The following is a 24,701-nucleotide window of genomic DNA, read 5'->3' on the forward strand; positions in this document are numbered from 1 at the left end:
GCGTGGGCAGGCAACGTAACAACCACGCCGAGGCTCTACGGGGACGGCGGGTACTCATCACCGGAGCGGCGCGAGGCATTGGTGCGACGCTCGCGCATCGCCTCCACGAACGCGGAGCGATCGTCGCCGTCGCCGGGCTCGAACCCGAACTGCTCGCCGTGGTGGCGGACTCGGTCGAGGGGCCGCACTGGTATCTCGACGTGACGAACCGCGAACAGGTCGACGAGGTCGTCGACGACGCCGCACGCAGACTTGGTGGCCTGGACGTCGTCGTCGCGAACGCTGGCATCGCGGCACAACTCCCGATCGTCGACGGTGACCCGACGATTTTCGAACAGACGGTCGCGGTGAACCTGTTGGGCAGCTACTACACGCTGCGAGCCGCCGGTAGGCACGTGTCGCATCCGAACGGATACGCCGTGGCGGTGTCGTCGCTTGCCGCTGCGGTTCACGTGCCGTTGCTCAGCGCCTACAACGCTTCGAAGGCGGGGGTCGAGGCACTCGGCAACACCCTTCGACAAGAAATGCGCCCGTCGGGTGCCAGAGTCGGCGTCGCGTATTTCGCCGAACTCGACACCGACATGACCTCACGCGGGTTCGGAACGCAAGCGGCGAAGTCGTTCCTCGGCGAGCGGAGCCTCACCAGGGTGACGCCGCTGGTGAAGGGCATCGACGCGCTCGAGCGGGGGATCGCCCGACGGTCGCGCATCATCTATGCACCGTGGTTTGTCGCACCCATCCTGCCGACGCGTCGTATCGCGCAAGGCGTGGTCGAACTGGTGGCCAAGGGTCGCGTGGGAGATGTCTTGGAGATCGCTCGCGAGGAACACGTCGACCTCACGACGCCACAGCCGGAGAGCGAACCGCGGACGGGGTCGTGACCGAACCCGCCCGGATCGACCCGGGGGAACGCCGCGACGTCGGCTGGATCAACGCCGGGATCGCAGGCCTGCTTGGACGGGTGGCCGGTACGGCACCGCCGCACCTGTTCTTGACGCTCGGCCGCCATCGACGGCTGTTTCGAGGGTGGCTGATCTTCGGCGGCGCACTGATGCCGGGCGGCAGGCTTCGACGTCGCGAGACCGAAATGGTCATCATTCGAGTTGCCCACCGGCGAGGGTGCGCGTACGAACTCGAACATCATCGTCGTCTCGGGGCCAAGGCCGGGCTGACGCCGGCCGACATCGATGCCATCCTCGCTGACGGAACCAAACCCGACTCGCGTTGGAGCCCGCGGGAGTCGACGATGTTGGCGGCGGCCGACGAGCTGTTGGCGGAGCGCAACCTGAGCGACGAAACGTGGGCGCAATTGGCTCGACATCTCGACGAACGCGAAATCATCGAGTTCTCGCTACTCGTCGGCCACTACGACATGTTGGCGACGACGATCATGACCCTTCGCATTCAGCCGGATCGCCCGCGCCGCTGACGGGCATTACCCGTCGAAGCCTCGCAACATGGCGGTCTGGGTGACCGTGGCCACGTGTACCCCGGTTTCGCTCCAAAGGTGCAACACGCCGCGGGCGAGACCGTTTCCGACGTGGGTGCACATGGTGTCGATGCCGATCCAGGTGCCAACGATGGGGGCGAGGACCTGCAGGTCGATCTGCAGCGACACGCTGCCGACGGCTCGGCCACCGTCCTCAAGTGCGACCGACAGGGCCGAACCCAGCGCGTCGCCGGGAATGGGCAACAGCGCGGGATTCCACGCGACGTCGTCTGGCGCAGGCGGATCGTTGAACCGAAACCACAAGGCCATGCGCGGCACCGGATCGGTCGAGAACGGCGACACATCCGGGCCCACCGCAACATGCCATGCCGTGTTGTCGAGGAACCCGAGGGGAAACTGGTTGTCGACCGCCATGGCCGCGTCCGGGGGTGGGGCGATGGCCAGTTCTGTGCGCGGTGGAACCGGCGACTGGGACGGACCCGCCATCGCCGGGTCGGTGAACACTGCGCTGACCGACACGCTCACCGCCCCCTCGGGCGCGGTCTGGTCGCGCAACAGCCCATGCACCTGCGCGCCGCGTCGGCCGCTACGCAGAACATCGACCGAGGTTTCGACCGGACCGCAGGCGACGGGACGAACGAACGTCGCGCTCGCGCTGGCAAGCGACAGGTCCGGGCGGTCGAGCACGACATCCATCGCCCGCAAGGCGGCGGCCATCACGACCCCGCCCTGAGCGAAATACAGCCCCCACGCGTCGGTGATGACGGAGTGTACGAGCGTGGGGTCGCTTTCGTCGATGGCCGGCGTCGTGTCGTTGAGGATGTTCGGCGTCGTCATGGTTCCATTGTGGCCGCTGTCCACTACGTGGCACGCTGTTGGGGACATGAGGCCACCGGGAGGCGGCCGTTCGAATGTCGACGTCGTGGGGAGAACGATGCTGTCACGATTCAGGTTTGTTGCGGTCGCCGTCGTTGCGGGACTGATGCTCAGTTCCTGCGCACCACCGGCGAGCACCGCGCCACCGGCGGGGGCGACCGGTCCGTCGCCGGGTTGCGGGGTGACCACCCGCGGTCCCGTGAACGAACGGTCCGAGAAGATCAAGGCCGCCGGAGCGGTGCGCACCTATCGACTCACCGTGCCGAAGAACCACGTTGCGGGTACGAGTGATCCGATACCGCTGGTGCTCGACTTCCACGGTCTGCTCGAGGGTTGGGTGGGAACCCATCCGTACTCCACCCAGTTCAGTGCCCTCGCCCAAAAGGAAGGATTCGCGGCGGTATTCCCCGTCGGTTCGCAGAACGGCATTCACTGGAACGTCAACCTGACGGAAACCAACAGCGACCTGCGTTTCATCGATGCGCTGCTCGAACATTTGGAATCGACGATGTGCATCGATCGGTCACGGGTGTACATCACCGGGCTTTCCTACGGCGCCTCGATGACCTCGATGCTGATGTGCATGCGGGCGAACACGTTTGCCGCGGCCGCTCCGGTGGCGGGGATGATGAACCCGTGCACCCGCACGGAACGGGCGGTTCCGTTCGTCACGTTCCATGGGGACGCGGATTGGATCCTGCCGTTCGCGTTCTTCAAGGACACCCCGGGTGCCGTCGCCGCAAAATACGGATGCGAGCCCGACCCGGTGGTCACGACGTTGTCGCCGAACCCCGATCCGGTGACCCGCGGGCCAATCACCAAGACCACCTGGAATTGCGACGCCGTCGGCTCGGCGGCGGAGTTCTACATCATCGGAGGCGGCGGTCACTCGTGGCCGGGAAGCAAGTTCTTCACGCAGATTGAAGGCATCGTCGGCAAGACAGCGTCCTCGATCGACGCCACCGAGATCATTTGGGACTTCTTCTCCCAGCACCGCCTGCCCGACGCGCCTGCCTGAACCCATGCCTGACCCTGCGGAGAACGGATATCACTTCGCCGGTCGAAGCGCGGTGGTGACCGGCTCGAGTCGCGGTATCGGTCGGGCCGTGGCCCATGCGCTGGCCGTTCAAGGCGCGGCGGTGATCGTGAACGGTCGTGACCCGGAGGTGGCTCGCCAGGCCGCCGAGGAGATCGCCGGTGCTGCCGACGTGGTCGCGTCCGGCGGCACCGCGGTTGCCGTTTCCGGTTCGCCGTCGGAGCCCGAGGTCGCCGAGGCGCTCATCGCAGCGGCGGTGGAGGCGACAGGGCGGATCGATGTGCTCGTCAACTGCGCGGGAACGGCCGAACCATCCGGTTCATCCATCCTCAATGTGACGACAGCGCAGTGGAACGAGTTGATCGAGTCGCACCTGAACACCACGTTCCAAACCTGTCGAGTGGCCGCTTCTCAGATGGTCGCGGCCGGTGGCGGCGCCATCGTCAACACATCGAGTCATGCGTTCCTGGGGATCTACGGAGGCACCGGATATGCCGCGGGAAAGGGAGCGGTGAACAGCCTGACCGCAGCCATCGCCGCCGAGCTTCGAGAGCACAACGTTCGTGCCAACGTCGTGTGCCCCGGTGCGACGACCCGCCTGTCCACGGGCACGGACTACGAACAGCACCTGCGCGACCTCCACGAGCGGGGACTGTTGGACGACCTGATGCTCGCGGGGTCGCAGAACCCGGGGAGCCCCGAACACGTCGCATCGCTGTACGCCTTCCTGGCCAGCGATCTTGCCGCAGGAATCACCGGCGAGGTGGTCGTCGGTGCCGGCGGATATGTCGGCCGATTCCCGAAGTCCGCCGACGAGTTCGTCACCTGGCGGGACCACGCCACGAATCCGCCGTACACCCTCGAAGAACTGGCGGCGATCCTCGGCGGCTGAACGGAGAGCCGGTTCGCCCGGCGCTACCGGTTGGCGAGCAGCGTCGGACCGAGTTGCACGCTCCACAGCCAGACAAGGTCGACGGGATGTACCTCATGGCCCCACGCCTTGTCCTTTGCTGGCGTGGGGGACCCCGCGGGATCGCCGTCGACGCATACGGCATCGCTCGGAGGAATCGTGATCGTTCCGGGGATCGACGCTGCTACCTCGCGCAGGATCGTGTTGTGCCAGCGGGTCCATTCGGCGGCCTCGGCATCGCCGATCTCCAGACTCGAGCACGACCATTCGACCAGCGCCGTGCGTACCCCGGCGGCCTCAGCGGAATCGATGCAGTATTCGCCGCTGACACGTCCGCCCCGATCGGGGTCGATCATCGTCCAACCCGGGGCTCGGACGAGGACCCCACACCCCAGCACCCCGGCGTCGATGACCGAGTCGATGTACGGCGGCAGATCCTTGCGTGGGATCGGCGGGTGGGCGGCGGCGAACGCCTGACTGTCGCCAGCGGTCATCACGCGCATCGGTGCCTGGGGAGCCGCGGTCGTATCCGGTGCAGCAGTGTCGAGGGGCGCGGGCGTCGGCGACTCCGTTGCAGGAGATTCGGTTGTTGGCGGCTCGGTCGATGCGGCCTCGAGCGCGGCGCGTGCCGATTCGAGTGCTGCGGCTGCCGACTGCTCCTCGATCGACAGGGTCCACGCGTGTCGCAACGGTGATGGCTGGGGTGCCCAATAGGACGTTCCGTTGAAGATCTGGTTCCAGTTCGCCCACCAGGTCATCGTCGCGAAGCCGTCGCGGGCGATTCCGGACGTGGATGCGAAGACCACCACGACCGTGAGCACGAGCACCGAGACAGCGGGAACCAGACGTCGGATGCGCCAGCCCCACCAGGTGGTGAGTTCGGTGACGTTGGACGGGGTTCGATCGAGGAGCAGCCCGGTGATGAGAAATCCCGAGAGTGCGAAGAAGCCGTCGACCGTGGCGAACATCGCGGGAGCGAACCCGAGGTGGTACGCCAGGATGCCGAGCACCAGTACGCCGCGGAGACCATCGAGGCCGGGCATGTGGACCTTGGCGGTGACATTCGGTGTGGGTCACGCCTCCGGCATCGCACGATGTTGTCGCGCAAGACCAGAGGTGTCCATCGTGTTGGGTTCTGTTCCCGCACGCGGAGGATTTTCACGACGTTGCTGGTGGGCTTTCGGGAGTTTCGAATCCGTGTGGGGTGCTCCGTTGGCGGCGCGCTCGGTGGTCACCGTCGGCGTGGCACGCTGGAGCGGTGCGTTGGAACACCGACAATTCGTTCGTTCGAGAACTTCCCGAGCTCTATGCCGAGTCTGAGCCGACACCGGTGCGAGCCCCCGAGTTGGTGGTGCTCAATGAACAACTCGCGGATCAACTCGGTTTGAGTGTCGACGAGCTCCGCAGCCCCGACGGCGTGGCGGTGCTTGGCGGCAATGAGATCCCCGACGGTGCACATCCGATCGCCCAGGCATACGTCGGCCACCAGTTCGGCAACTTCAATCCGTCGCTCGGCGACGGTCGCGCCCACTTGTTGGCCGAGGTGATCGACCGCGACGGCAACCGCTACGACATCGGACTGAAGGGCTCGGGCCGCACGCGGTTCTCGCGAAACGGAGACGGACGTGCGGCGCTCGGCGCGATGTTGCGCGAGTACATCGTCAGCGAGGCGATGCACTCGCTACACATTGCGACCACCCGCTCGCTCGCCGTGGTCGCCACCGGCGAGACGGTGATTCGTCAACCACCGAGCCCCGGTGCCGTCCTCACCCGGGTCGCTGCGTCGCACATCCGCGTCGGCACGTTCGAGCTCTTCCGAACCTCGGGGGATGCGGCGCTATTGGCTCGCCTCGTCGAGTACGTGCGCGCTCGCCACTATCCCGACCTCGAGGAGGGTGAGGCCGCTGCGCTGCTCGAGGCGGTGGTCGGTCGTCAAGCGGAACTGATCGCCGCGTGGATGTCGGTCGGGTTCATCCACGGCGTGATGAACACCGACAACATGACGCTGTCGGGCGAGACGATCGACTACGGGCCGTGTGCGTTCATGGAGGGATACGACCCCGACGCCGTGTTCAGTTCGATCGATCACAACGGCCGCTACCGCTACCGGAACCAACCTCAGATCGCGGTCTGGAACCTGGCGCGTCTCGCCGAGGTGTTGTTGATGCTCACCCCGGAACCGTCGCAAAACGACATCGCTCGTTACGAGGCGATACTCGGCGCATTCGATGGCCGCTATGAGGCGGCGCGGCTCCGTCTTTTTCGGGCCAAGCTGGGAATCGACGACCGGTCGGATCGAGGTGGCGTCGACGGTGACTTTGATGCCGCCGATACGGAGCTGATCGACGACCTGCTGGTGTGGATGGCAGCTGAGCGTCGAGACTTCACCTCGACGTTTCGCAACCTCGCCCAGTCGCTGCGTCACTCCAACTCGAATCTCGATGCGATCGTCGCGTCGTCACGTGATGGCGAGACCTTCGTTCGGTGGCGGAACCGTTGGTTGGATCGACTCGGCGACGTCGATCGCGACGAGATCGCCGAAGCGATGGATCGGGTGAACCCGATCTACATCCCACGCAATCATCTGGTGGAGGCCGCGTTGGCTGCCGCGAACAAGGGCGATCTCGCGCCGACAAACGCGCTCATCGAGGCCATTCGACAGCCGTTCAACGAACGTGAGGGGCTTGAGGCGTTCGCCGAGCCAGCCCCCGACTCGTTCACGTCCGGCTACGTCACCTACTGCGGCACCTGATCGAGAGCGGAGAGGTCGGGAGCGACCGGCGCGGTCGTGGTAGGAACTGATCGTGGCCGACAAGATCGATTTCAAGAAGACGCTCGACCGCTACAGGGCCCGGCGCGGCGAGTTCCGGGTCCTGGATGTTCCCGACGCGACCTACCTGATGATCGACGGCCACGGCGACCCGAACACCTCCGTGGAGTTCACCGAGGCGATCGAGACGCTCTACCCGGTTGCCTACAAGATCAAGTTCGCGAGTAAGCAGGAACTCGGTCGAGACTATGTCGTCGCGCCGCTGGAGGGATTGTGGTGGGCGCAGGACATGGACACCTTCACCACCGCGCGCGACAAGTCGCAGTGGGAGTGGACGTTGATGCTGTTCGTGCCCGACTGGATTGACCGGACCATGTTCGACGCGGCGATCGCCACGGTGGCGGCGAAGGGAGCACCAAAGCGGCTGGGCGATGTACGGATGGCGGTGCTGAACGAAGGGCGCTGTGTGCAGACGCTGCACATCGGATCGTTCGACGACGAGGCCGCTGTGTTGGAGCGGATGCACGAGGAATTTCTCCCCGCCGAAGGGTTTCAGATGACCGGCAAGCACCACGAGATCTACCTCAGCGATTTCCGCAGGGTGGCGCCCGACAAGCGGCGTACGATTCTGCGTCAGCCCGTCGAGCCGATCGATTTCGCGCGCTGAGTTCGGCCCGCGTTCCCTCGGCTGGTGAGGTCCCATGAAAGCAGTGTCAGCGGGCGTTCGGAAATGACGCCCTCGCGGCGGGCGGAGGTTGCTGCCGGAGTCCAGGCCTCGCTGGCGGCCGGGCTCGGGATGTACCCCATCGGCATCGCGTTTGGCTTGTTGGTCGTGCAGGCCGGACTGCCGTGGTGGGTGGCGCCTGCTCTATCGGTGTCCGTCTATGCCGGCTCACTGGAGTTGTTGCTGATCGGGATGATCACGACGGCGACGCCGCTGGCGACGATCGCGTTGACGACGTTGCTGGTGAACTTCCGACACGTGTTCTACGCCTTCACGTTTCCGCTGCGGGTCGTGCGGAATCGATTCGCCCGCATCTACTCGATGTATGCACTCATCGACGAGGCCTTCGCCGTCACCGCGGCCAACCCTCACGGATGGACCGCGTGGCGGCTATTGGCACTGCAAATGTCGCTGCAGACCTATTGGGTCGGTGGCGGTCTGACCGGTGTCGCCATCGGATCGTTGCTTCCGATTCGTCTCGAAGGCCTTGAGTTCGCGCTGTGCGCACTGTTTGTGACGTTGACCCTCGACGCGTGCCGCACGAAGTCCGAGTTGCCATCGCTGCTGTTGGCCGCCGCCAGCTTCTCGTTCGCGCGACTGGTGGTCCCCGGCGAGGCGTTGTTCGTGGGGTTGGTGGTTTTCGTCGCCAGCTTGGTCGCCCGGTACGTGCTCGTCGGACCGCCGGAGCCGACCGATGCCTGAGACGTCCTACATCGCCTCGGTCCTGGCCATCGGGTTCGCCATCACCTTCGCCCTGCGAGCGGTCCCCTTCGCCGTGCTGGAGCCATTGCGTCATTCACGATTCGTGACGACGATGGCGGCATGGATGCCAGCGGGGATCCTCGCGATCCTCGCCGTGAGCACCCTTTCGGATTCGGTCGGCACGAGTGTCACCAGCAGGCTCGCAGCGGCGTCTGCGGTAGCTGTCACCGTCGCGGTGCACCTGTTGTCGGGTCGTCGCACCCTGTGGAGTGTGGGTACGGGAACCCTCGTCTACATCGTGGCGGTGAACCTCGGCTGAGCAGTGGTCGCTCAGAATGCGGGCCGGAGGGGGCCACGCGGTCGAATCGTCACGGACTATTCCAGCGTGCAGTGTGAGTTCAACATCGCCACGGGCGGAAGCACGTAGTACGAACCGGTGTCGGCGTGGCTGTGGCGGGTCAATTCGTCGCGCGGACCCTCGATGCCGGCCATTCGTTCCAGCATGCGCTGCATGACGGCCTGGTCGTTCGTGAGCCCGACGAACATCGTGCCGTGACGTGACGCCGTGCCATAGCCGAGATTGCGGCGGACGATCTTGCCGATCTCGTCCTGATCGGTTCGAGCAGCGTGGGAAGTCTCCGGCTTGGGGTCGAGTTCGATGTCGTCCGCCTTCGTACGTCCAATCGCCGCTTCCTGGTCGGCGTCGGAGAGTTCGGACCATGACGATTCGTGGGCCCATTTCTGAACCAGCAACAGGCTGGCTCCGGCGGCGGGTCCGTCGGAGAAGAGCGCGACATCCGGTACCTCGGCGAGCGCGGGGTTCTCCGTTCCGTCGACGAATCCGGTCAGGTCACGGTGGCCGTGATAGGCCCACCCTGCTTCCTCCTCCGCGACGACGGCGTGGTCGGCGAGCTGAGCGATGGCGTCCTTTGCTCCGTCAAACACCACGTCGCGCGAGCCGCCGGCGAGCCACACGATGAGATCGTGTTGGGTTGCCGGCATCGTGAATCCGTCGGGCCCGACGATGGGTTCGTTGAACCCATGGACGCCGTCGGGGCATGCCCCCGGTTGGATGCGCCCCAACAGTTCCGGCCGCAGCCCGATGACGACCATGTGCCCCGCACCGGTGGTGATAGCGCCAGCGAGATTGCCCAGCACATTGGCCAGGGTGTCGAGATCGGCTTCGGGACGAAGGTCGAACTCGATGTAGGCGTGGTTGGTCGTGCCGAATGCCAAGATTCCAGGCTGGGCCAAACCGGCGGCGGTGACTGTGGAACTCATCAGTTGGTCTCCGTTTCCGTCGGGGGATCAACGACCTGGAGGACGCGACGCCGACTCGATCCGCGGCCAATCGTATCCGCCGATTGTTCCGGTGGTCGTCGGACCGACGGCCAGCTATTCGCCCGGCTATTCGAGGAGTCCGGATTGGATGACGCAGTCGGCCAGCTTCTGTTCGCCCGCCGAGTTCAGGTGCAAATCGGTGGCGCTGAGCGAGAGGCCTGGTAACAGCCAGCCGTCCTCATCACTCAAGTACGAGTCGCAGTCGAGGTAGCGATCTCGAAACACCTCGGCGAAGCTTGCGTTCAGTTCTTGGCGTTGGTTCTCGGTACGCGCGACCCGGGCATCGCGCGGGTAGGGCACGACTCCGATCACGGTGTATTGAGCGTTGGCGGCGTCCAATCTCGCCTTCCATGCGGTGATGGGTTCGAGCAGGTCCTGAGCCAACCAGTGGTTGTTCAAGTCGTTGACGCCGGCCATCACCACGATGTGGTCGGCGTGGTTATTGAGGTGTTGTGCAGTGCGGTCGTCGATCGTCTGGTTGGTTCGTGCCGAGCGTTGGCGCCATCCGCCGCCCCCCATCCCTGCAGCTCCGTTGGTGACTCCGGGGATGCGGTCGGCCCACGACGGGCCACGTTGTGGATGGTCGTGAACAGATGTCTGGCTGTCTCCGATCGCGACAATTGACGTGGAGTCTTCGTAAACACCGACGGTTCCGCTCGCGGGCGATTCGAGTCGGCAGCCTGTTGCAGCGAGCGCTATGACCGCAGACGCGGTGATCGCGATCAACGGGTTCCGGCCTGGCCCCTTGATGGTGGCGATGGTGATTCGTGGTCTCATGGCGGTCAATCAATCAGTCGGTCGGTCACTACAAACATGAACATCGGCCACGACACATATGAAATGAGGGCTGGTGGAGGCTCGAAGTGTGACCGGCACTGATTGTCCGGAAGTGAGATTACTGAAGATGCGCGTAAACTTGCCGAAAAATCGGTCAACCCAACGTCAGGCGGGACGATCCGCCACGATCGACTTGAGTGGGGCGAGATCGCTTTCCCGCTTCACGTCCGCCTCCGCCAGAATGGCCGCCAACTTGGGCAAGCTCTCTGGATCTCCGGCGAATGCGTCGACAGCGTCGGGGATCGCCGTCATGACGGTGCTGACGGCGGTCGGTATTGCGACGATCTGGTGGACCTCCGTAGAGAGTTTGAGAACCCCTGCCCACCCTTGAAAACCCTATCTTTGCGCAGGTCACGCGGCTTCTACAAGCAGGACCGTCGTTCGTCGGGGCCGACGGTGACGGACTCGCGGGGTCGGATGGTGCGGTCACTTGAGATGGCTCAAACTCTTCTGCGCCCCGAGCAGGTCAACGATCTGGTGGCGGACTACCACGCGGGAGCGACGCTCGTGGAGCTGGCAGCGCGGTTCGGAGTGAACCGCCGAACGGTGGCCGCCCACCTGACTCGTCGGGAGGTCCCGATCCGACGGGGACGCTTCGACCCTTCCCGCATCCATGAAGCAGCCGACCTCTACCTCAGCGGGTTGACGCTAGTAGAGGTCGGCGTGAAGGTCGGGGCAGGGCCTCAGGCTGTCCGGCGGGCTCTCGCATCGCACGGCATCGTGATCCGGCCCGGCGGCGGGCGTCGGTCGCGCATCGCCTCGTCCCCGGTCGCAGTCGGGTGATTCTAGGCGTGCAGAACCGGGACGCGAGCATCTGCCTCGGTGGAGGCCTCGCGGCGCTGACGGCGACGGATGGTGGCGTCGTGCAGGCGTACGCGGACGAGCAGCACAACGCTCACGGGTCCCATGATGATGAACTTGAGTGCGTTCCAGCACGCCCACAGCACGATTAGGTGCAGCCAGCCGGGACCGCCGCCGGCGACCGCGGACGAGCAGGCGTAAGCAATCAGGAAGTACGGGAGAGCAACCAGCATCGCGGGTAGCCCCCACTTGAGTCCGCGTCGGGTGCGGATGGCAGCGAGCAGTCGGTTGCTCGGCATGTAGCGATGCAGGTAGTCGCGAGTGCGAACGCTGAGCGTCCAGATGAAGCGGAACATGACGGGCCTCTCGTCACACGTGTTTCTCCGTCGAGGAGGCAGAACGTGTGTGAGTGCCCGAAGGCCGTCCCGGAGGACCCGCAATATGAGGAGAACCTGCCTCGCCATCCACTGTACGCCGGGGTCGGCGTTCATGGAAACACTTCGCGGGCAACCTGACATGAGGCACCTCGCCCTCCTCCGGCCCCCGCGTCGTCGCGCGCACCTCTCTGTAGGAGTGAGAGGACCCGACGATGACGAACCTGAGCCAGGTAGTCCAAGACGAGCGCACAGCGCGGATGGTGCTGTCGATGATCGTCGAACCCGACGACGCCGTGACTGGCCGTCTCCTGGGCGAACTGGGGACGCTTGAGCTGTTTCGGCTTGTCGAGCGTGATGACGTGGTGCCGGGCCTCAGTAACGTTGACGCCCAGGTGTGGCGTTCCCAGTTCCAGCGCTCAGACGCACGGACACTTGAGCAGCACATCGTCGAAGCCGAGCGCGCTGGTATCGGCACGCTGATCCCTGGCGACAAGCAATGGCCATCTGCGCTCGACGATCTTGGCGACCGACGGCCATACGTCCTATGGACTCGCGGCACGCCTTCTTTCCTCGCGCGACCAGTCGGTGATCTGGTCACGATCACCGGCGCAAGGGCCTCGACCTCCTACGGCGAGCATGTGGCCGGAGAACTGGCTTCCGACCTCGCCAACGCTGAACGGGTAGTGGTTGCCGGCGGCGCGTACGGCATCGAAGGTGCTGCCCATCGAGCGGCGCTGGCATCCGGTGGCGACACGATCGCGGTCATGGCGAACGGCCTTGATCGCTGCTACCCGATGGGCCACCGTGAACTGCTTCAGCGAGTTGCAGACCTCGGCCTCATGGTCAGCGAGGTTCCGCCGGGTGCCGTGCCTACGCGCCACCGCTTCCTCGCGCGTGCGCGGCTAATGGCTGCCCTCTCCGCAACGACCGTCGTGGTCGAGGCCAGCGTTCGCTCGGGATCAATGACCGTCGCCCGGCGCGCTCACGAACTCGGCCGCACCATCGGAGCTGTTCCCGGTCCAGTGACCAGCGCGACGAGCGCAGGCCCACACCTCCTCCTTCAGGATGGCCTCGCGAGGCTGGTCACCGGCACCGGCGATATCGAGTCGTTGGTCGCGCACAAGAACGGTCCCGACCCAGGTCAAGCGATCGGTCGCCGAGATTCACAGCGGCAACCAACCGCGGACCGTTCTCGACCCGCCTATCGGGACACAGCCTGCTTGGCGACACCGGTGGTGTTGTAACGGAAGCGCGCCATCTCGACCGTCACGTCGTACTGGCTGGCAATTTGGTCAACGGGCGTTCGTCGACGCGCTGCACTGAGAAGCAGTGGGCGCGGGAGAAGAAGTGTGCCCCCGAAGGCCGTGGCCTCCTCCTCTTCCTCTGGTTTGCAGGTCCGGAAGGGCATCCCGTTGAGCTCACGAATTTCAGCAAGGTCGTGTTTCAGCATGATGTGCGCCAGTTCGTGCGCAATATCGCTGTTCTGCCGACCCGGAGTCCGGAGCGGGCTAACGACAACGATCCGGCGATCCTCGATCTCGAAGGTCGCGGCGGAGAAGGCGAACGCTTGCAGTCGCTCCAGCTCTTCGAGCTCGCTGATGTCCACCAAGTCTGCGGCATCAACGATCGACACATTCAGGTGTTTGGCGAGATCGCGCGGATCAAGGTGATCGTGCGAGGCGAGTCCAAGTTCCTTCCGAACCCGCGCGGCCTCGCGTTCGGCCTCTGCCTTGAACCCGCGACGTAGCGTCACAGCTCCCCAGCCGAAACGCGCGCGGCCAACTTGCTGTGCATCTCACCCAAGAGTGAGTTGAGCCTTTCGGGCACCCCGGGCCGGAGCATCGAAGCGGCGCGGAGGTGGCAAGCAACCACCTGGCGCTGAGCCGGCGCCTTGGCCAGGACGTCGTACATGCTGCGCAGCATCTCTGCGATCTTGGAGGCAGCATCCGGTTCAAGGCGCGGATCGGAAGCAAGATGCGCGATCGCCTCATCGATTGGCGCCACCTCGCGCAACGCCGTCGGCATGAAGAACTGCCCGGGCGACACGCCGAGCCACGCGCACAGCAGGGTGAACGAGGTCAGGTCGGGCTGAGCACCTGCCTCGATTCGAGTGAAGGTGCTAAAGCTGACGCCAGCCTCGGCAGCCGCTTGACGAAGCGACAGCTTCCCGCGACGTTCGCGGAGCATCGCACCTAGTTGTGTTAGGTCGAGCCGCTCCATGCCCGGGGCGGTGTCGGAGGTCCCTGTCATGCTGGACTCGCCTTGTTAGCCGCCTCTGTCCGTCTCCGTTCCATGAGCGCAAGCCTAGCGCGTCGTTGACTCGTTACTGATACGACACGGCGTGTCTCAACGAGACTGATGCCGCTTTGCTGATACAGTCGTGACGTGCTCCAACCTGGAGGCACGCCATCGAGCGCGAACTACAGAGGAGGTGAGGAACATGGCAGGCAAGCGAGGACGCAGCGCGGTCACGGGCCGGTTCGTGAAGCAGTCCACGGTGAAGCGTCACCCGAAGACCACGACTAACGAGAGCACCGGCAGGGGCAGCAAGAAGAAGTAGGCACCGTGCCGCGCTCCGCACCGCACAGCAATGTCGGTGGCAGTGGCTACGGTGATCGACCAGACGAACCAATCAGGAGAACGACTATGAGCGTGACTGACGCCTTCAAGACCTTCCAGGACGTCGTGAACGCCGACATCACGCACGTCCGCGAAGCCCGCACTCGACGCGATCTCTTCAAGGGTGCCTTCGGGGCCGAGGTCGACGTGAAGGAAGTCATCGCGTCCGGATCGCTCGCGCGAGGGACACACAAGGATCCGATCCATGACGTCGATGTGATCGTCGTCTTCGATCAGGAGGAGCATCCTGAGTGGGGAACTCCGGGAAGTTCCGCCGCGGATGCTCTCGATTACACGCGCGGGCGTGTCAACGCGCTGCTCGGGGCGACGAACGGCACCTACGACCACGCCGTCCGGCTGGCCCGGTGGCGCAACCATGCCGTCAAGTGCTTCCTGGATGACCCCGACGATCCTGACGCGTTCACGGTTGATGCCATGCCTGCGCTGCGCCGCGATGGGCGGCTCCTTATTCCGGAAGCACTCTCGGAAGACTGGGTCGCTTGCGACCCAGAGTTCCTGATCGCCGAAGTGGCGGATCGGCACGCGCAGTGGAACAAGTTCGCCGGCACTGTTCGGATGCTCAAGTGGTGGGCCGCCGAGCAAGACACCAAGATCAAGTCTCTCGTCATGGAGGTCCTCGCGCTCGACTTCCTGCCGACGGACGTCAACCAGCCCGCTGCGATCAAGCAGTTCTTCGTCAGTGCCTGCTACCACATCGAGGGCGGGAACGAAGTCGCCGATCCCGCTGGACTCTGCGGACCGATTCAGCCCGACATCGACTACGACGCGTTCGCCGACGCCCTACGGTCCGCCCGAGACAACGCCATCAAGGCGTTCCAGGCGCAGGCGAACAACGACACTGCGGCTGCGATCAAGCACTGGGGTGAGGTCTTTGGGGACGATTTCCCGAAGCCTCCTGCCTCCACCGGCAACCCGGCGCCCGCGGTCGTGCCCGCTTCGCCCCGTCCTGTGAAGGACACTCCGCAAGGATGACCCGCGCAACAGGTCCAGATCGCGGCACGGGCACTACGCCGCTTAACCCCGTCCTCTGGACTGAGCGCGAACCCGCGCGACTGGCGCGCGATCAGAGTGAGGTCCAGGCGTTCGCCCCATTGCTCGAGTACCAGACCCCCGCAGACGACGGCTTGCCGCACGGCGGATGGATGGGTGTCCTCCCCCGCTGGCCTTTCGAGCGGCCGAGGCCCGAAGCTCTCGATGAGTTGCTCGGGGACCGGGAACTGCAGGTGCTCGTCGTCTACTCCGCAGCGCATCCGATGGTTCCGCCGACCATCTACTCCCTCGATCCGGAGCCGTCGGTCTGGGAACAGACACAGTCCGCATGGCACGTAGCCCCAGGAGGATCGCTCTGTCTGCTCCAGAGCGATGGAGGCTGGCAGCCCGAGGCCAGCCTCACCGAGCTTCTGGCGAAGGCATCGGGGTGGCGGATCGAGTACGCCCTCATGAAGGCTGGGGTCATCGATGAGATGTCGGTCAATGGCATCGTCTCTGACCCCTCGCACGACCACCTGATTGACCGAGCGATTCAGCGAGTAGCTGAAACACCGGGCCCGGACGAGGTTGGAGGCGCGGATGTCTCCCCGTAATCCCTACATCGTGATGCCCCGAGACGCGGTCACCAAGATCGCAGGCTCCGACCTCTCGCGCGGATCACTGGTGCTCCGCCGCGTTCCCGCAGACGATATGTACGTCGTCCAGACCGTGGAAACCGGCAAAGACATCCGCCTTCCAGCCGAAGTCCCACGCGAATACGCCGCGCTTCGTTCAGGCGACCCCCACCATGCAGCTCAGTGGATCAGGGTGGCCACTAACGACGCCCATCTTCACCATCTCTTCTTGTCCAGACGCCCCGATATCTCCATAGGGTTCAAAGAATTCAGGGAGCTGGTGCCAGGCGTCTCCGACCCCGGCAACAACCTTGGCGTGGTCGTCACTCACGACCCCGACCTTCCACCAGAGCTGATGGAGGCCGGGGCTCCGGAGTTTGCGGGATGGGCTGTCCGACGCGACGGTGTGGAACCGCTCCCTATCGAGATCGAGCCAGAAGTTCTTGGCCTGGCACAGTTGACCGGCAAGTGGCCGATCGAGCAGCTCGCCGCCAACAGCATCCTGGTCGTGGGCTGCGGCAGCATCGGCAGCGCCGCAGCAGAGGCGCTCGCAGGATACGGAGTCGGACGTGTGGAACTTGTCGACCCGGACCGATTCCTCTGGCACAACATGCTCCGCCACACTCTCGGACCCGAAAGCGTCGGGCGATTCAAGGTAGCGGCGATGAAGGACCACCTCGCCCAGCACTGGCCGCAGCAGACAGTGGTGGCTCACAGACGTGACGTGGTTGCCGAGGCGCACTACATCCGGCCCATCGTCGACCGAGTCGATCTCGTGCTCTGTGCCGCAGACGGTATTGCTCCCAGGCGTGTCGTCAGCCACCTCTCCAGGCGCGCACGGAAGCCGGCGATCTTGGCGTGCGTGCTCGACAATGGCTCGATCGGAGAAGTCATCAGGCTGCGACCAACACCCCGGTTCGGCTGTCTCCTCTGTCTACGGCAGCAGCTTGCAGATCAAGGAGCGATGGACGCTGAGGCGGATCAAGAGTTGGATTACGGCACCGGGCGCGTCCACCAGCCGATGACGGCTGTGCCGCCCGATCTCCGATACGTCGGCACGTTCGCCGCAAAAGTAGCGATCGCGACACTGCTGGAATCACTTCACGGCGACCACACCCAGCAGGTTCCCGGCGAACACGCCATCATCGGTCTCCGACCAGCAGGTGACCTCGCAGACCCTTTCGACCTCAGCCACGCCGGCGATGTTCGCTGGTCGTCCATCCCCAGACCTCGCGCATCGTGCCCGACCTGCTCGCCAGCATGACAACTTGGAGAGAGGCACCTCCGGTGACGATCACTGACGTCGCACTCAGCGCAATCGCGCGCGAGGCGTTGCGGTCCGCCGATGGACTCGAAACTGGCGGCATCCTGCTCGGGGACGATGCGACTGATGGGATCGTCGTCCGACACGCGGGCGGACCTGGACCCAACGCCACCCGCGGCGAACGCACCTTCATGCGCGACCTCGACCATGCCCGGCGTCTCGCGGACTTCGCGTGGTCGGAGGACCGTAGCCAGTGGATAGGCGAATGGCACACCCACCCGACCGGAGGGCTTTCCCCGAGCGAGGTCGATCTCCACTCCTACATGCGCCATCTGCACGACCCTGAACTGGGGTTCGACAAGTTCGTCGCGATCATCGCTGGATTCGATTCATCGGCACGTGTGGTCGCTGCAACTTGGCTCGTAGAACGGGACTGCATCGTGGCAGTGGTACCCGAGAGGCTTCATACGGCGCCTGCCGTGAACAGCGCGCACGCCAGTGATGCGGCGAGGCACGCCGCCTCCGTAGCTGAAGAACACAAGGAGACGCCATGACATCCGATTCCGCCACCCCAGACCCAGCAGACCCCGTCTTCATCTCGTACCGCCAGAAAGACGGTACTGGTGTTGCTACGGAGCTCGCCTGGCTCCTCCGTACCGCCGGCATCCCTGTCTGGCGGGACCGAGACGATCTGCCGCCAGGCGACACCGAGGCCCGCCTCAAGCAAGCGATAGAGGCCGGCATCTCCGGCGGCGTTCTCGTGACGACACCGGACGTGGTGAACAGCAGAGTCGTGAAGACGCTGGAAGCACCTCAACTCCTTGAGCTACACCGCGACCACGACGTGTTTGCACTCGGCATCATCAATTCGGTGAAAACAGAAGACGACGGAACAGACTACGACGCTCCTGACCGGCTCCTAGAGATTCGTCCCGGCACCTTGAGCGGTGTAGACCAGCAATCCGCCGAGCGCGATGGTCTGCTGGCATTGATCCGCGGTTTGGTCTGGCATCGGATCGCGTCTCTTCGCAAACGAATCGAGGCAACCGACCAGACGTTCCACCTGAGCCTCCAGACCAGGAACACGCCACAGGTCTATGACCGAACCGGTGACGAACTGGACATCCGGCTCAGGCCCTCCGATCACGAACGGCTTCCGAGCGCCGATGGGCTCCGAGACCTCAAGGACACCATCGGTCTCCTCCCCGATGCCGTGACCCGTTCCGGCGCACATCGCCTACGTGTTGCTGGAGGGGCTCATCTCTCCGTTGCCTTCGCAGTCGGGGCAGCCTTGCCTTCGTCGCGAATCGGACACATGGACGTGATCGACCAACAGGGCGCCACCTGGGCGAGCGATGGCGAAGCACGGTTCGTCACGCAACCGCAAGTGCAAATCGCAGCTCAAGGCGGCGATCCATCTGCAATCACGACCGGCCGCCCCTCCGTAGCCGTGTATGTCGATCTCCTGCCCCAACGCAGCGACACCGCCTTCACCCGCTATATCGAAGACCATAGGCCCTTTCTCTCGGCCTGGCGTCATCTCACAAGTGCGAGCGGCACGCTCCTCGACCCCGCTGATGCAGGCTTGATCGCCGCCGATGTCGCCGCGCACATCCGTGCCCTGTCGAACGACAACTCCAACGCCGAGGTGCACCTCCTGCTGCGGTGCCCGTTCCCACTTGCGCTTCTCATCGGGCGATTGACCAACACCCTGCGCGTCGTAGTCCATGAATGGGACGACTCCGACCCCATCGACGGCGAAGACTACCGCGCAAGGTACGTGCCCACCTTGCGTGTACGCACATCTGCAAGCTCAGGCGTCATCGAAGACGTGCTCCTCCCGGACGCGTCATGACTGCGCCAGCCGACTTTGCGGTCGTCCGTAACACCAAGTTGACCGCCACTCTCGCGTGGAGGATTCGCTCGACGTTGAGACAACGGCGCTCCGAAGGACGCGGGCGTCTATGAGCTTCTCGCGCGACCCGGGCTTGCCCTACTCGGCATTCACTCAAGCGTGCCGCGCCTTCAAACCCAGCGAGCTGATCCCGGCGATCGCGCAGGCCTCGGCAGCGCTTGGCGAACCGCCGTATCCAGATGCTGTGAAACATCGGATGCCGCCGTGGGGATTGGCTGCGGCCGCGCGAGATTCGCTTCTCTACGGCAATGAGTATCGCTCGAAGCCCGTAGACGAGAAGGCGCTGCAGAAGCTGATGCACAAGTTTCAGATCGCGATGGACATCGACGATGCCGATGTGGGGTCCGCGGACTTCCTCGTCAGACTGATGACTCGGGTCACGTACGAGCAGTTCCCCTACCAGGAGTCGATGTTCGAGGAACTTGCTCGCTCCCACGCCTGGATGGTCGAGGGCCTGCCCGACGTCGAGACCCGAGTGATCACGGAGGACTCGCTGGCGACCATGCTCGACGGAGTTCCGTTCCGCGAGGCAATCGGCGCGACGTTCTTCCTCCAAGTGGGTGCCTTCCAGAACGGTGGAGCATACAAGCCCGGCTGGCTGGATCAGCCAAACTTCACTGAAGTGCTGAAGCTCTATCCGCGGACGAACATAGAGAAGATCGCCTCTCGACTCACCACGACACCCGCAGCGTTTCGGACTGCTTTCAACGACCACTCGGTCGGAACAGCCACAGCGGCCCGATTCGATTACAACCCGTTGATGGCGACGCCGTTCGTGGACATGGGCGACGGGGAGCCGGTCGCTCCAGCGACGCGTCTGATCATGCGGACGGTCACGCCAGGAGGCTTGTACTACGCCGGGATGACCCAGCATGGCAAGGCTTTCGCGGATGACCTCGGAGGCCTGTTCGAGCACTACATTGGTCGACAACTCAGACTGATCGAGGACGCGGAGGTCGAACCCGAGATTGTCTTCGGCAAGGGTGGCGGTCACAAAAGCGTTGACTGGTTTGTGATCCTGCCCAATCTGGTCATCTTGGTTGAGGTCAAGTCTCGCCGCCTCGGCCCGGCAGCACGGGCCGGCGATGCGACGCTGATGAACTCGCTCAGCGAGACCCTGGGCGGCGCACGGAAGCAGTTGACCCGGACTGTCAGCCATCTTGCTGACAGTCACCCGGCGTTCACGCACATCCCAACGGACCGCCCCATGTTGGGGTTGATCGTCACGGCGGAGCCGTTCTATACCGGGGCCGCGTACCTTCTCGACCATGACGTTGCGACTATCCCTGGCGGGAGGCTCCCAGATGTTCCTGTAACCGCGGCGAGCGCGCGTGAAGTCGAGTGGCTCGTGACACACGGCAAAGACCTTGAGCCGCTGCTCCTCGCAGAGATGGCGAAGAGTGCAGGAGGTGTCGTCAGCCTGCGTGACATCGGCAAGAAGACTGATACCGAGAATCCGATTCTGTTGAACGCTTGGAATGCGTATCCTTGGCCGACCGGCAAAGGACATGGCGGTGGACAATCATCAGCGACGCCGACCGGCAATGGCTGACCCTCACAGTCAGATCAAGTCGATTGCAAGCTGCGGAAATGCCGAAATCGCACCACGCTTACAACGAGCGCTCGACGTCCTCGCGTCCCGGTGAATGCTGCGGTACATCGCTCGCTTGGATGATGAAGCCACGTGCTCGATCGAAAGCAGTTCGTGCACGGGCGGCGTCAATGCTCTGCGCCGTGGACTGCGGCGGCGGTCCCAGCGGTCGGTCATCCGTGACGCCGTATCTGTCGCGGTAGGCCGCGACGGTGCGCCCGTAACGTCGCCACGCAGCGGCTTGGCGCTGATCGCGGGGTGGCTCGCCAAGATGCTGCACCCACGCTTCGCCGGTCTCGCGTGCGGTGTCGAGCACGGCATCAGCGCGAGCTTCGATCATCTCGCGCCGCTCATCGAGGGCCTGCCGCATATCGTCGGTCATCGGGCCGTCCGCAGCCGGGATCAGTCCGGCGATCAGCCGCGGCGTCTTGCGAGCACGACCCGAGCCCGCCGGGCGGGCGGTGGCGCGCGCAACGCGGTAGTGCAGGACGGAGGCGATGTCGTCGGCATCGGTGAGCCCGCGCGCGGCCACCAGGCGCGGAAGCAGGGTGTCGAGGTTGTGGTGGTTGGCCTCGGCGCGGCGCAGCTGGGCGGTGAGTGCCCCGAACGCCTCGGACTCGATCGCGGTGTCGGCTTGTTCGGGGGTCAGACCAGAGGCACGGATGAGGGTGGCCCAGCGGTCTCGTTGGGCTGCGGCGGCAATGGTCTCGTACTCGGCGGCGAGCTGAGCGATCGAACCCCACTGCTCCTGTTCGGTGGTGATGGTCTCGTGCGCGGACAGCTCCGCGCCGACGTGCTGCAGCACACCGAACATCACGGATCGGCCGGTGGCGTCGGGGGTGTCGCCCGGATGCGGGTGGGCGTGCTCGTCGGCCCGGTCGAGGATCACGTAGGCGTGGTTGGCCTGCTTGCCGCGGGTCATCGCGACGTAGAAGTTCTCCCTCGTCGTGGTCGGCTCCACCAGCACATGCGCGGTATCGACAGTGACGCCTTGCGCCCTGTGCGCCGTGACCGCATAACCCAGATCGACGTGATCGGCCACATAGGCGGCGGGCAGGTCGATGGAGCCGCCGAACCTGCGGCCGGTCTTGCGGATGGTGATCGAGCCGTCGTCGCGGATGCCGGTGATGGTCCAGGTGTCGCCGTTGCGCACCCAGTCCTTGCCGTTGCGTAGGCGGCGGTCGTTGCGGCGGGTGATGATCGTGTCCCCAGCCCCCGCCGTGGTCCCGTCGTTCAGCTCGACCTCCCGACCCGGCTTCAACGCGCCGTCGAGAATCAGATCGGCACGAGCGCGCTGGTTGAGGGCGGTCACGTGGTCGCGGGTCTCGGCGACCAGCACCGACGTCAAACCCCGCTCCCGGTCCGCGCGCCACGCGGTGTAGGCGGCGTCGGTCATCGCCTCGGCCTCACCGTCATGGATGCGGTCGTGGGCGAGGTAGGTGTCGATCACCTGCGTGCGACCGTGCCGCAGGGCGAGGGAGGCGGTCTTCTCCCACTCGTGGATGAACCGGTGCACGTCGACCAGCTCGGGCGCATCATCCCGGTCACCGACGAGGAGCCCGAAGGCGCCGCCGGCATCCACCGACTGGAGCTGGGCGTAGTCGCCGATTAGCAGCACCTTCGCCCCGGCGCGTTCGGCGAGGTGGGTGATGCGGTCCAACGAGAGGGTTCCGGCGAGGGAGGCTTCATCGATGATGATGAGCTGACCGGCCTCGAAGTCGGTGCCGTGGACGAGGTGGTTCTGCCACCACTTCGCTGTGTTCTCCGTCGCAATCCCCAGGTCGTCAGCGAGAACCTGCGCGGCCACGGCGGACGGTGCCAGCCCGACCACGGACCCGGTGCCGTGTTCCTTCTCCCACGCACGCCGCAACGCATTCATCGCCGTCGTCTTCCCGGCGCCCGCCGGTCCCACCAGCACATCGAGCATCCGGCCAGAGACCGCGATCTTCATGAGCGCGTCGGCCTGATCCTCCCCAAGCATCCGCCCCTCATTATCAGGACGGCCGGTGATCCTCTCCACCGTGTCGACCGGGACGGTGGGTGCGGTCATGGTGCGAGAGCGGTCGAGTAGCAGGTCCTCGGCTGCGAGCAGCAGTTCGGAGGAGAACACGGTGGAGTGCTTGGGCCGGAACACGCTGGTGCCGTCCATCCGCCGAAACGCGGCCGGGCTGGTGGCGAGGTCGGGCGGCGTCAGCCGCAGCGATGCTTGTTCGGCGGCGTCGGCGATCATCGCCACGACGGCTTCGCGGTCTTGCATGGTGGCGAAGCGCCAGCCCATCGTCTGCCGAGACGCCTCAGCCATAAGGTTCCACCGCCGCCAGGTGGACCGCTTCTGACCCACCACCTCGACCACCGACTGCCCGAGTTCCCCGATGGCGTCCAGGGGCACGTCATCGGCGCGGAGCAGCAGCGGCTTGTCGTTGCCGGTGATCGTGCGCGCCCAGCCGGTGGCGTCGTGGCCGAGCACCCCGGTGGCGCGGGTGCGCCACTCGGCGGTGAGGTCGGCCAGCGACCGCACCTGCTTCTCCGGGCGTGTGGCGAGGGTGGCTTGGGCGCGGAGCCTGATGATCGTGGCTGTGGAGGGTTGGCGGCCGTGTCGGGCGACGTACTCGGCGATCAGCCGGTCCTTCTCGGCGTCGATGTGCCGGGCGCGGGTGGAGAACTCCTGGACCAGCTCCTCCGGGACGGTGCTGATCGCCCATGCCGGGTTGCGGTCACGGCCCATGTCCCTTGCTTCCCACTCGACGCCGAAGGTGCGGGTCATGTGGTCGGCGAACACCGCCTCGTGCAACTCCGACAGCGCGACCACGGCGGCGTGCATCGGCCGCCCATCCAGGGATCGCCACTTGCCGTCGAGGACAGTCTGGACCTTGTTGGAGATGACGACGTGCGTGTGCAGGTGGGGGTCGCCGGCGCGGGAGTCGAAGTGATCGAACGCCGTCGCCACCAACCCGGTGACATCGACCTGCGCAACCGCACCGTCACCGGCGGTTGCACCAGACCGCGTGGCGGCAACCTCACGCTCCATGAACGCAACCACCTCTGCGACCGCCGCATGATGCGCCTGACCGATGAGCGCCTGCGTACCGGCGTCGGCGACCGCCCACAACGCCGAGGCGGACTTCGGGACCGAGAAGGTGAAGTCGAACCCGGCCACAGCCCGCCGTCTGCCGCGTTCGGTCTCCTCGGCCTCGATCTGCGCGACCGCCTCGCCCTTCGCTCCGGGACTCAGCTCGGGGTCGAGGTCGGCGATCCGGGCCTCGATCCGCTCCGGCACCGACTTGTAGGCCGGGAACGCATGCCCGAGCGGGTCGCCGGTCATCGGATCACGGCCCATGCCCATCAAGAGCTGGAGCTGAGCCTCCGACACCCGATCACCCACCGCGAGCTGACCCTTGCCGAGCGAGGCGACGCCAGAGCCGAGCCATTGGCCCGGTGGTGTTCCCGCCTCCACGTAGTACCTGGTCAGCGGTGTTGAAAGAGTGCGGTCGCCGTCTGCGGCCGCGACGGTGCGCAGCAGGTACTTGTAGCCATCGCCCGCCGACATCACGCGCATCGAGACCGTCACCACGCCACCGCCTTCCGACGATCAGGTGAGCGGGCGTTGACCGCGCGAACGCCCTGTCAACTTTGGTTGACAAACCTTGACCTGCAAGACGCGTGTGGGCTCAGAAGGAGTTCGGAGCAAGGGCCTGGGGACGAGGCGTCGGTGACGGTGCCAACGGGTTCTGGGCGAGGTGGCTCCGGTCGGCGTGGACGGTCATCGGATGCGTGTCGGAGTCGTGCACCTGACAGGTGACCAGCTCGGCATCAGATCTCGACGAGGCACCGGATGTCGGGGACGACCGTCAGCCGGAGCGCTC

At 65.2% G+C, this 24,701-nt stretch carries 24 protein-coding genes and 1 pseudogene; 16 read left to right on the top strand and 9 right to left on the bottom strand.

Annotated features, from left to right (window positions below; all coding sequences use genetic code 11):
• Positions 1-2 precede the first annotated feature (2 nt).
• The gene (locus M9952_01390) at positions 3-881 is read left to right on the top strand and encodes an SDR family NAD(P)-dependent oxidoreductase (protein ID MCO5311579.1); all 879 of its coding nucleotides are present in this window, start codon (positions 3-5) and stop codon (positions 879-881) included.
• Entirely contained in the window at positions 878-1,429 is a 552-nt protein-coding gene (locus M9952_01395) for a carboxymuconolactone decarboxylase family protein (protein MCO5311580.1), read from the top strand. The genes M9952_01390 and M9952_01395 overlap by 4 nt, the downstream gene beginning before the upstream one ends.
• A gap of 6 nt (positions 1,430-1,435) precedes the next feature.
• On the opposite strand, the gene M9952_01400 is transcribed toward M9952_01395, so the two are convergent.
• Complete coding sequence (locus M9952_01400; GenBank protein ID MCO5311581.1) at positions 1,436-2,287, bottom strand: thioesterase family protein; 852 nt, start codon at positions 2,285-2,287, stop codon at positions 1,436-1,438.
• Positions 2,288-2,525: 238 nt separating this feature from the next.
• Between M9952_01400 and M9952_01405 the strand changes: the two genes are divergently transcribed.
• Positions 2,526-3,344, top strand: coding sequence for a prolyl oligopeptidase family serine peptidase (locus tag M9952_01405; protein MCO5311582.1), 819 nt, complete (start codon positions 2,526-2,528; stop codon positions 3,342-3,344).
• A gap of 4 nt (positions 3,345-3,348) precedes the next feature.
• Positions 3,349-4,254, top strand: a complete 906-nt coding sequence (locus M9952_01410) for an SDR family oxidoreductase (protein ID MCO5311583.1) — start codon at positions 3,349-3,351, stop codon at positions 4,252-4,254.
• Positions 4,255-4,277: 23 nt separating this feature from the next.
• Here M9952_01410 and M9952_01415 read toward each other — a convergent pair whose 3' ends face one another.
• Positions 4,278-5,315 carry a hypothetical protein gene (locus M9952_01415; protein ID MCO5311584.1) on the bottom strand — a complete coding sequence of 346 codons (1,038 nt, stop codon included), beginning with the start codon at positions 5,313-5,315 and terminating at the stop codon, positions 4,278-4,280.
• A 215-nt stretch (positions 5,316-5,530) separates the two neighbouring features.
• Here M9952_01415 and M9952_01420 point away from each other — a divergent pair, with 215 nt between their 5' ends.
• The 4 genes and pseudogenes from M9952_01420 to M9952_01435 all read left to right on the top strand — a co-directional run bounded on the left by M9952_01420 (position 5,531) and on the right by M9952_01435 (position 8,787).
• Positions 5,531-7,024, top strand: coding sequence for a YdiU family protein (locus M9952_01420; protein ID MCO5311585.1), 1,494 nt, complete (start codon positions 5,531-5,533; stop codon positions 7,022-7,024).
• 52 nt (positions 7,025-7,076) lie between these two features.
• On the top strand, positions 7,077-7,709 hold the full coding sequence (locus M9952_01425; GenBank protein ID MCO5311586.1) for a GyrI-like domain-containing protein: 633 nt from the start codon (positions 7,077-7,079) through the stop codon (positions 7,707-7,709).
• A gap of 75 nt (positions 7,710-7,784) precedes the next feature.
• A pseudogene (locus tag M9952_01430) lies at positions 7,785-8,468 on the top strand (AzlC family ABC transporter permease).
• The gene (locus M9952_01435; GenBank protein ID MCO5311587.1) at positions 8,461-8,787 is read left to right on the top strand and encodes an AzlD domain-containing protein; all 327 of its coding nucleotides are present in this window, start codon (positions 8,461-8,463) and stop codon (positions 8,785-8,787) included. Before M9952_01430 ends, M9952_01435 begins: the two are co-directional and overlap by 8 nt.
• Positions 8,788-8,843: 56 nt before the next feature.
• On the opposite strand, the gene M9952_01440 is transcribed toward M9952_01435, so the two are convergent.
• The 3 genes from M9952_01440 to M9952_01450 all read right to left on the bottom strand — a co-directional run bounded on the left by M9952_01440 (position 8,844) and on the right by M9952_01450 (position 10,898).
• Positions 8,844-9,749 carry a Dyp-type peroxidase gene (locus tag M9952_01440; protein ID MCO5311588.1) on the bottom strand — a complete coding sequence of 302 codons (906 nt, stop codon included), beginning with the start codon at positions 9,747-9,749 and terminating at the stop codon, positions 8,844-8,846.
• 126 nt (positions 9,750-9,875) lie between these two features.
• A complete protein-coding gene (locus M9952_01445; protein ID MCO5311589.1) occupies positions 9,876-10,586 on the bottom strand; it encodes an SGNH/GDSL hydrolase family protein in 711 nt (236 codons plus the stop codon).
• A gap of 165 nt (positions 10,587-10,751) precedes the next feature.
• A complete protein-coding gene (locus M9952_01450; GenBank protein ID MCO5311590.1) occupies positions 10,752-10,898 on the bottom strand; it encodes a hypothetical protein in 147 nt (48 codons plus the stop codon).
• A gap of 183 nt (positions 10,899-11,081) precedes the next feature.
• Between M9952_01450 and M9952_01455 the strand changes: the two genes are divergently transcribed.
• Positions 11,082-11,429 carry a hypothetical protein gene (locus M9952_01455; protein ID MCO5311591.1) on the top strand — a complete coding sequence of 116 codons (348 nt, stop codon included), beginning with the start codon at positions 11,082-11,084 and terminating at the stop codon, positions 11,427-11,429.
• 2 nt (positions 11,430-11,431) lie between these two features.
• Here the strand turns inward: M9952_01455 and M9952_01460 are convergent, their stop codons facing one another.
• Positions 11,432-11,803, bottom strand: a complete 372-nt coding sequence (locus M9952_01460; GenBank protein ID MCO5311592.1) for a hypothetical protein — start codon at positions 11,801-11,803, stop codon at positions 11,432-11,434.
• A 233-nt stretch (positions 11,804-12,036) separates the two neighbouring features.
• On the opposite strand from M9952_01460, the gene M9952_01465 reads away from it, so the two are divergent.
• Complete coding sequence (locus M9952_01465) at positions 12,037-13,068, top strand: DNA-protecting protein DprA (protein MCO5311593.1); 1,032 nt, start codon at positions 12,037-12,039, stop codon at positions 13,066-13,068.
• Here M9952_01465 and M9952_01470 read toward each other — a convergent pair.
• Entirely contained in the window at positions 13,026-13,577 is a 552-nt protein-coding gene (locus tag M9952_01470) for an ImmA/IrrE family metallo-endopeptidase (protein MCO5311594.1), read from the bottom strand. The genes M9952_01465 and M9952_01470 overlap by 43 nt on opposite strands.
• Entirely contained in the window at positions 13,574-14,074 is a 501-nt protein-coding gene (locus tag M9952_01475; protein MCO5311595.1) for a helix-turn-helix domain-containing protein, read from the bottom strand. The genes M9952_01470 and M9952_01475 overlap by 4 nt, the downstream gene beginning before the upstream one ends.
• A gap of 396 nt (positions 14,075-14,470) precedes the next feature.
• Here M9952_01475 and M9952_01480 point away from each other — a divergent pair, with 396 nt between their 5' ends.
• The 6 genes from M9952_01480 to M9952_01505 all read left to right on the top strand — a co-directional run bounded on the left by M9952_01480 (position 14,471) and on the right by M9952_01505 (position 20,799).
• Positions 14,471-15,436, top strand: coding sequence for a nucleotidyltransferase domain-containing protein (locus tag M9952_01480; protein ID MCO5311596.1), 966 nt, complete (start codon positions 14,471-14,473; stop codon positions 15,434-15,436).
• Complete coding sequence (locus tag M9952_01485; GenBank protein ID MCO5311597.1) at positions 15,433-16,047, top strand: hypothetical protein; 615 nt, start codon at positions 15,433-15,435, stop codon at positions 16,045-16,047. Before M9952_01480 ends, M9952_01485 begins: the two co-directional genes overlap by 4 nt.
• A 70-nt stretch (positions 16,048-16,117) precedes the next feature.
• Positions 16,118-17,332: a ThiF family adenylyltransferase gene (locus tag M9952_01490; protein ID MCO5311598.1), complete on the top strand. Its 1,215-nt coding sequence runs from the start codon at positions 16,118-16,120 to the stop codon at positions 17,330-17,332.
• Positions 17,308-17,886, top strand: coding sequence for a Mov34/MPN/PAD-1 family protein (locus tag M9952_01495; protein MCO5311599.1), 579 nt, complete (start codon positions 17,308-17,310; stop codon positions 17,884-17,886). The genes M9952_01490 and M9952_01495 overlap by 25 nt, the downstream gene beginning before the upstream one ends.
• Positions 17,883-19,187, top strand: a complete 1,305-nt coding sequence (locus M9952_01500; GenBank protein ID MCO5311600.1) for an SAVED domain-containing protein — start codon at positions 17,883-17,885, stop codon at positions 19,185-19,187. Before M9952_01495 ends, M9952_01500 begins: the two co-directional genes overlap by 4 nt.
• A gap of 109 nt (positions 19,188-19,296) precedes the next feature.
• On the top strand, positions 19,297-20,799 hold the full coding sequence (locus M9952_01505) for a hypothetical protein (GenBank protein MCO5311601.1): 1,503 nt from the start codon (positions 19,297-19,299) through the stop codon (positions 20,797-20,799).
• A gap of 58 nt (positions 20,800-20,857) precedes the next feature.
• Here the strand turns inward: M9952_01505 and M9952_01510 are convergent, their stop codons facing one another.
• Positions 20,858-24,406, bottom strand: coding sequence for a relaxase domain-containing protein (locus tag M9952_01510; GenBank protein ID MCO5311602.1), 3,549 nt, complete (start codon positions 24,404-24,406; stop codon positions 20,858-20,860).
• Between the last annotated feature and the right edge of the window lie 295 nt (positions 24,407-24,701).

It is taken from the genome of Microthrixaceae bacterium, from assembly GCA_023957975.1.
Lineage (GTDB): Bacteria > Actinomycetota > Acidimicrobiia > Acidimicrobiales > Microtrichaceae > JAMLGM01.

Coding starts and splice junctions, on each gene's coding strand:
- M9952_01435 (MCO5311587.1), top strand. CDS start 8,461: ATGCCTGAGACGTCCTACATCGCCTCGGTCCTGGCCATCGGGTTCGCC.
- M9952_01505 (MCO5311601.1), top strand. CDS start 19,297: ATGAGCTTCTCGCGCGACCCGGGCTTGCCCTACTCGGCATTCACTCAA.
- M9952_01465 (MCO5311593.1), top strand. CDS start 12,037: ATGACGAACCTGAGCCAGGTAGTCCAAGACGAGCGCACAGCGCGGATG.
- M9952_01450 (MCO5311590.1), bottom strand. CDS start 10,898: ATGACGGCGATCCCCGACGCTGTCGACGCATTCGCCGGAGATCCAGAG.
- M9952_01415 (MCO5311584.1), bottom strand. CDS start 5,315: ATGCCCGGCCTCGATGGTCTCCGCGGCGTACTGGTGCTCGGCATCCTG.
- M9952_01410 (MCO5311583.1), top strand. CDS start 3,349: ATGCCTGACCCTGCGGAGAACGGATATCACTTCGCCGGTCGAAGCGCG.
- M9952_01460 (MCO5311592.1), bottom strand. CDS start 11,803: ATGTTCCGCTTCATCTGGACGCTCAGCGTTCGCACTCGCGACTACCTG.
- M9952_01440 (MCO5311588.1), bottom strand. CDS start 9,749: ATGAGTTCCACAGTCACCGCCGCCGGTTTGGCCCAGCCTGGAATCTTG.
- M9952_01455 (MCO5311591.1), top strand. CDS start 11,082: ATGGCTCAAACTCTTCTGCGCCCCGAGCAGGTCAACGATCTGGTGGCG.
- M9952_01500 (MCO5311600.1), top strand. CDS start 17,883: ATGACATCCGATTCCGCCACCCCAGACCCAGCAGACCCCGTCTTCATC.
- M9952_01485 (MCO5311597.1), top strand. CDS start 15,433: ATGACCCGCGCAACAGGTCCAGATCGCGGCACGGGCACTACGCCGCTT.
- M9952_01480 (MCO5311596.1), top strand. CDS start 14,471: ATGAGCGTGACTGACGCCTTCAAGACCTTCCAGGACGTCGTGAACGCC.
- M9952_01475 (MCO5311595.1), bottom strand. CDS start 14,074: ATGACAGGGACCTCCGACACCGCCCCGGGCATGGAGCGGCTCGACCTA.
- M9952_01445 (MCO5311589.1), bottom strand. CDS start 10,586: ATGAGACCACGAATCACCATCGCCACCATCAAGGGGCCAGGCCGGAAC.
- M9952_01400 (MCO5311581.1), bottom strand. CDS start 2,287: ATGACGACGCCGAACATCCTCAACGACACGACGCCGGCCATCGACGAA.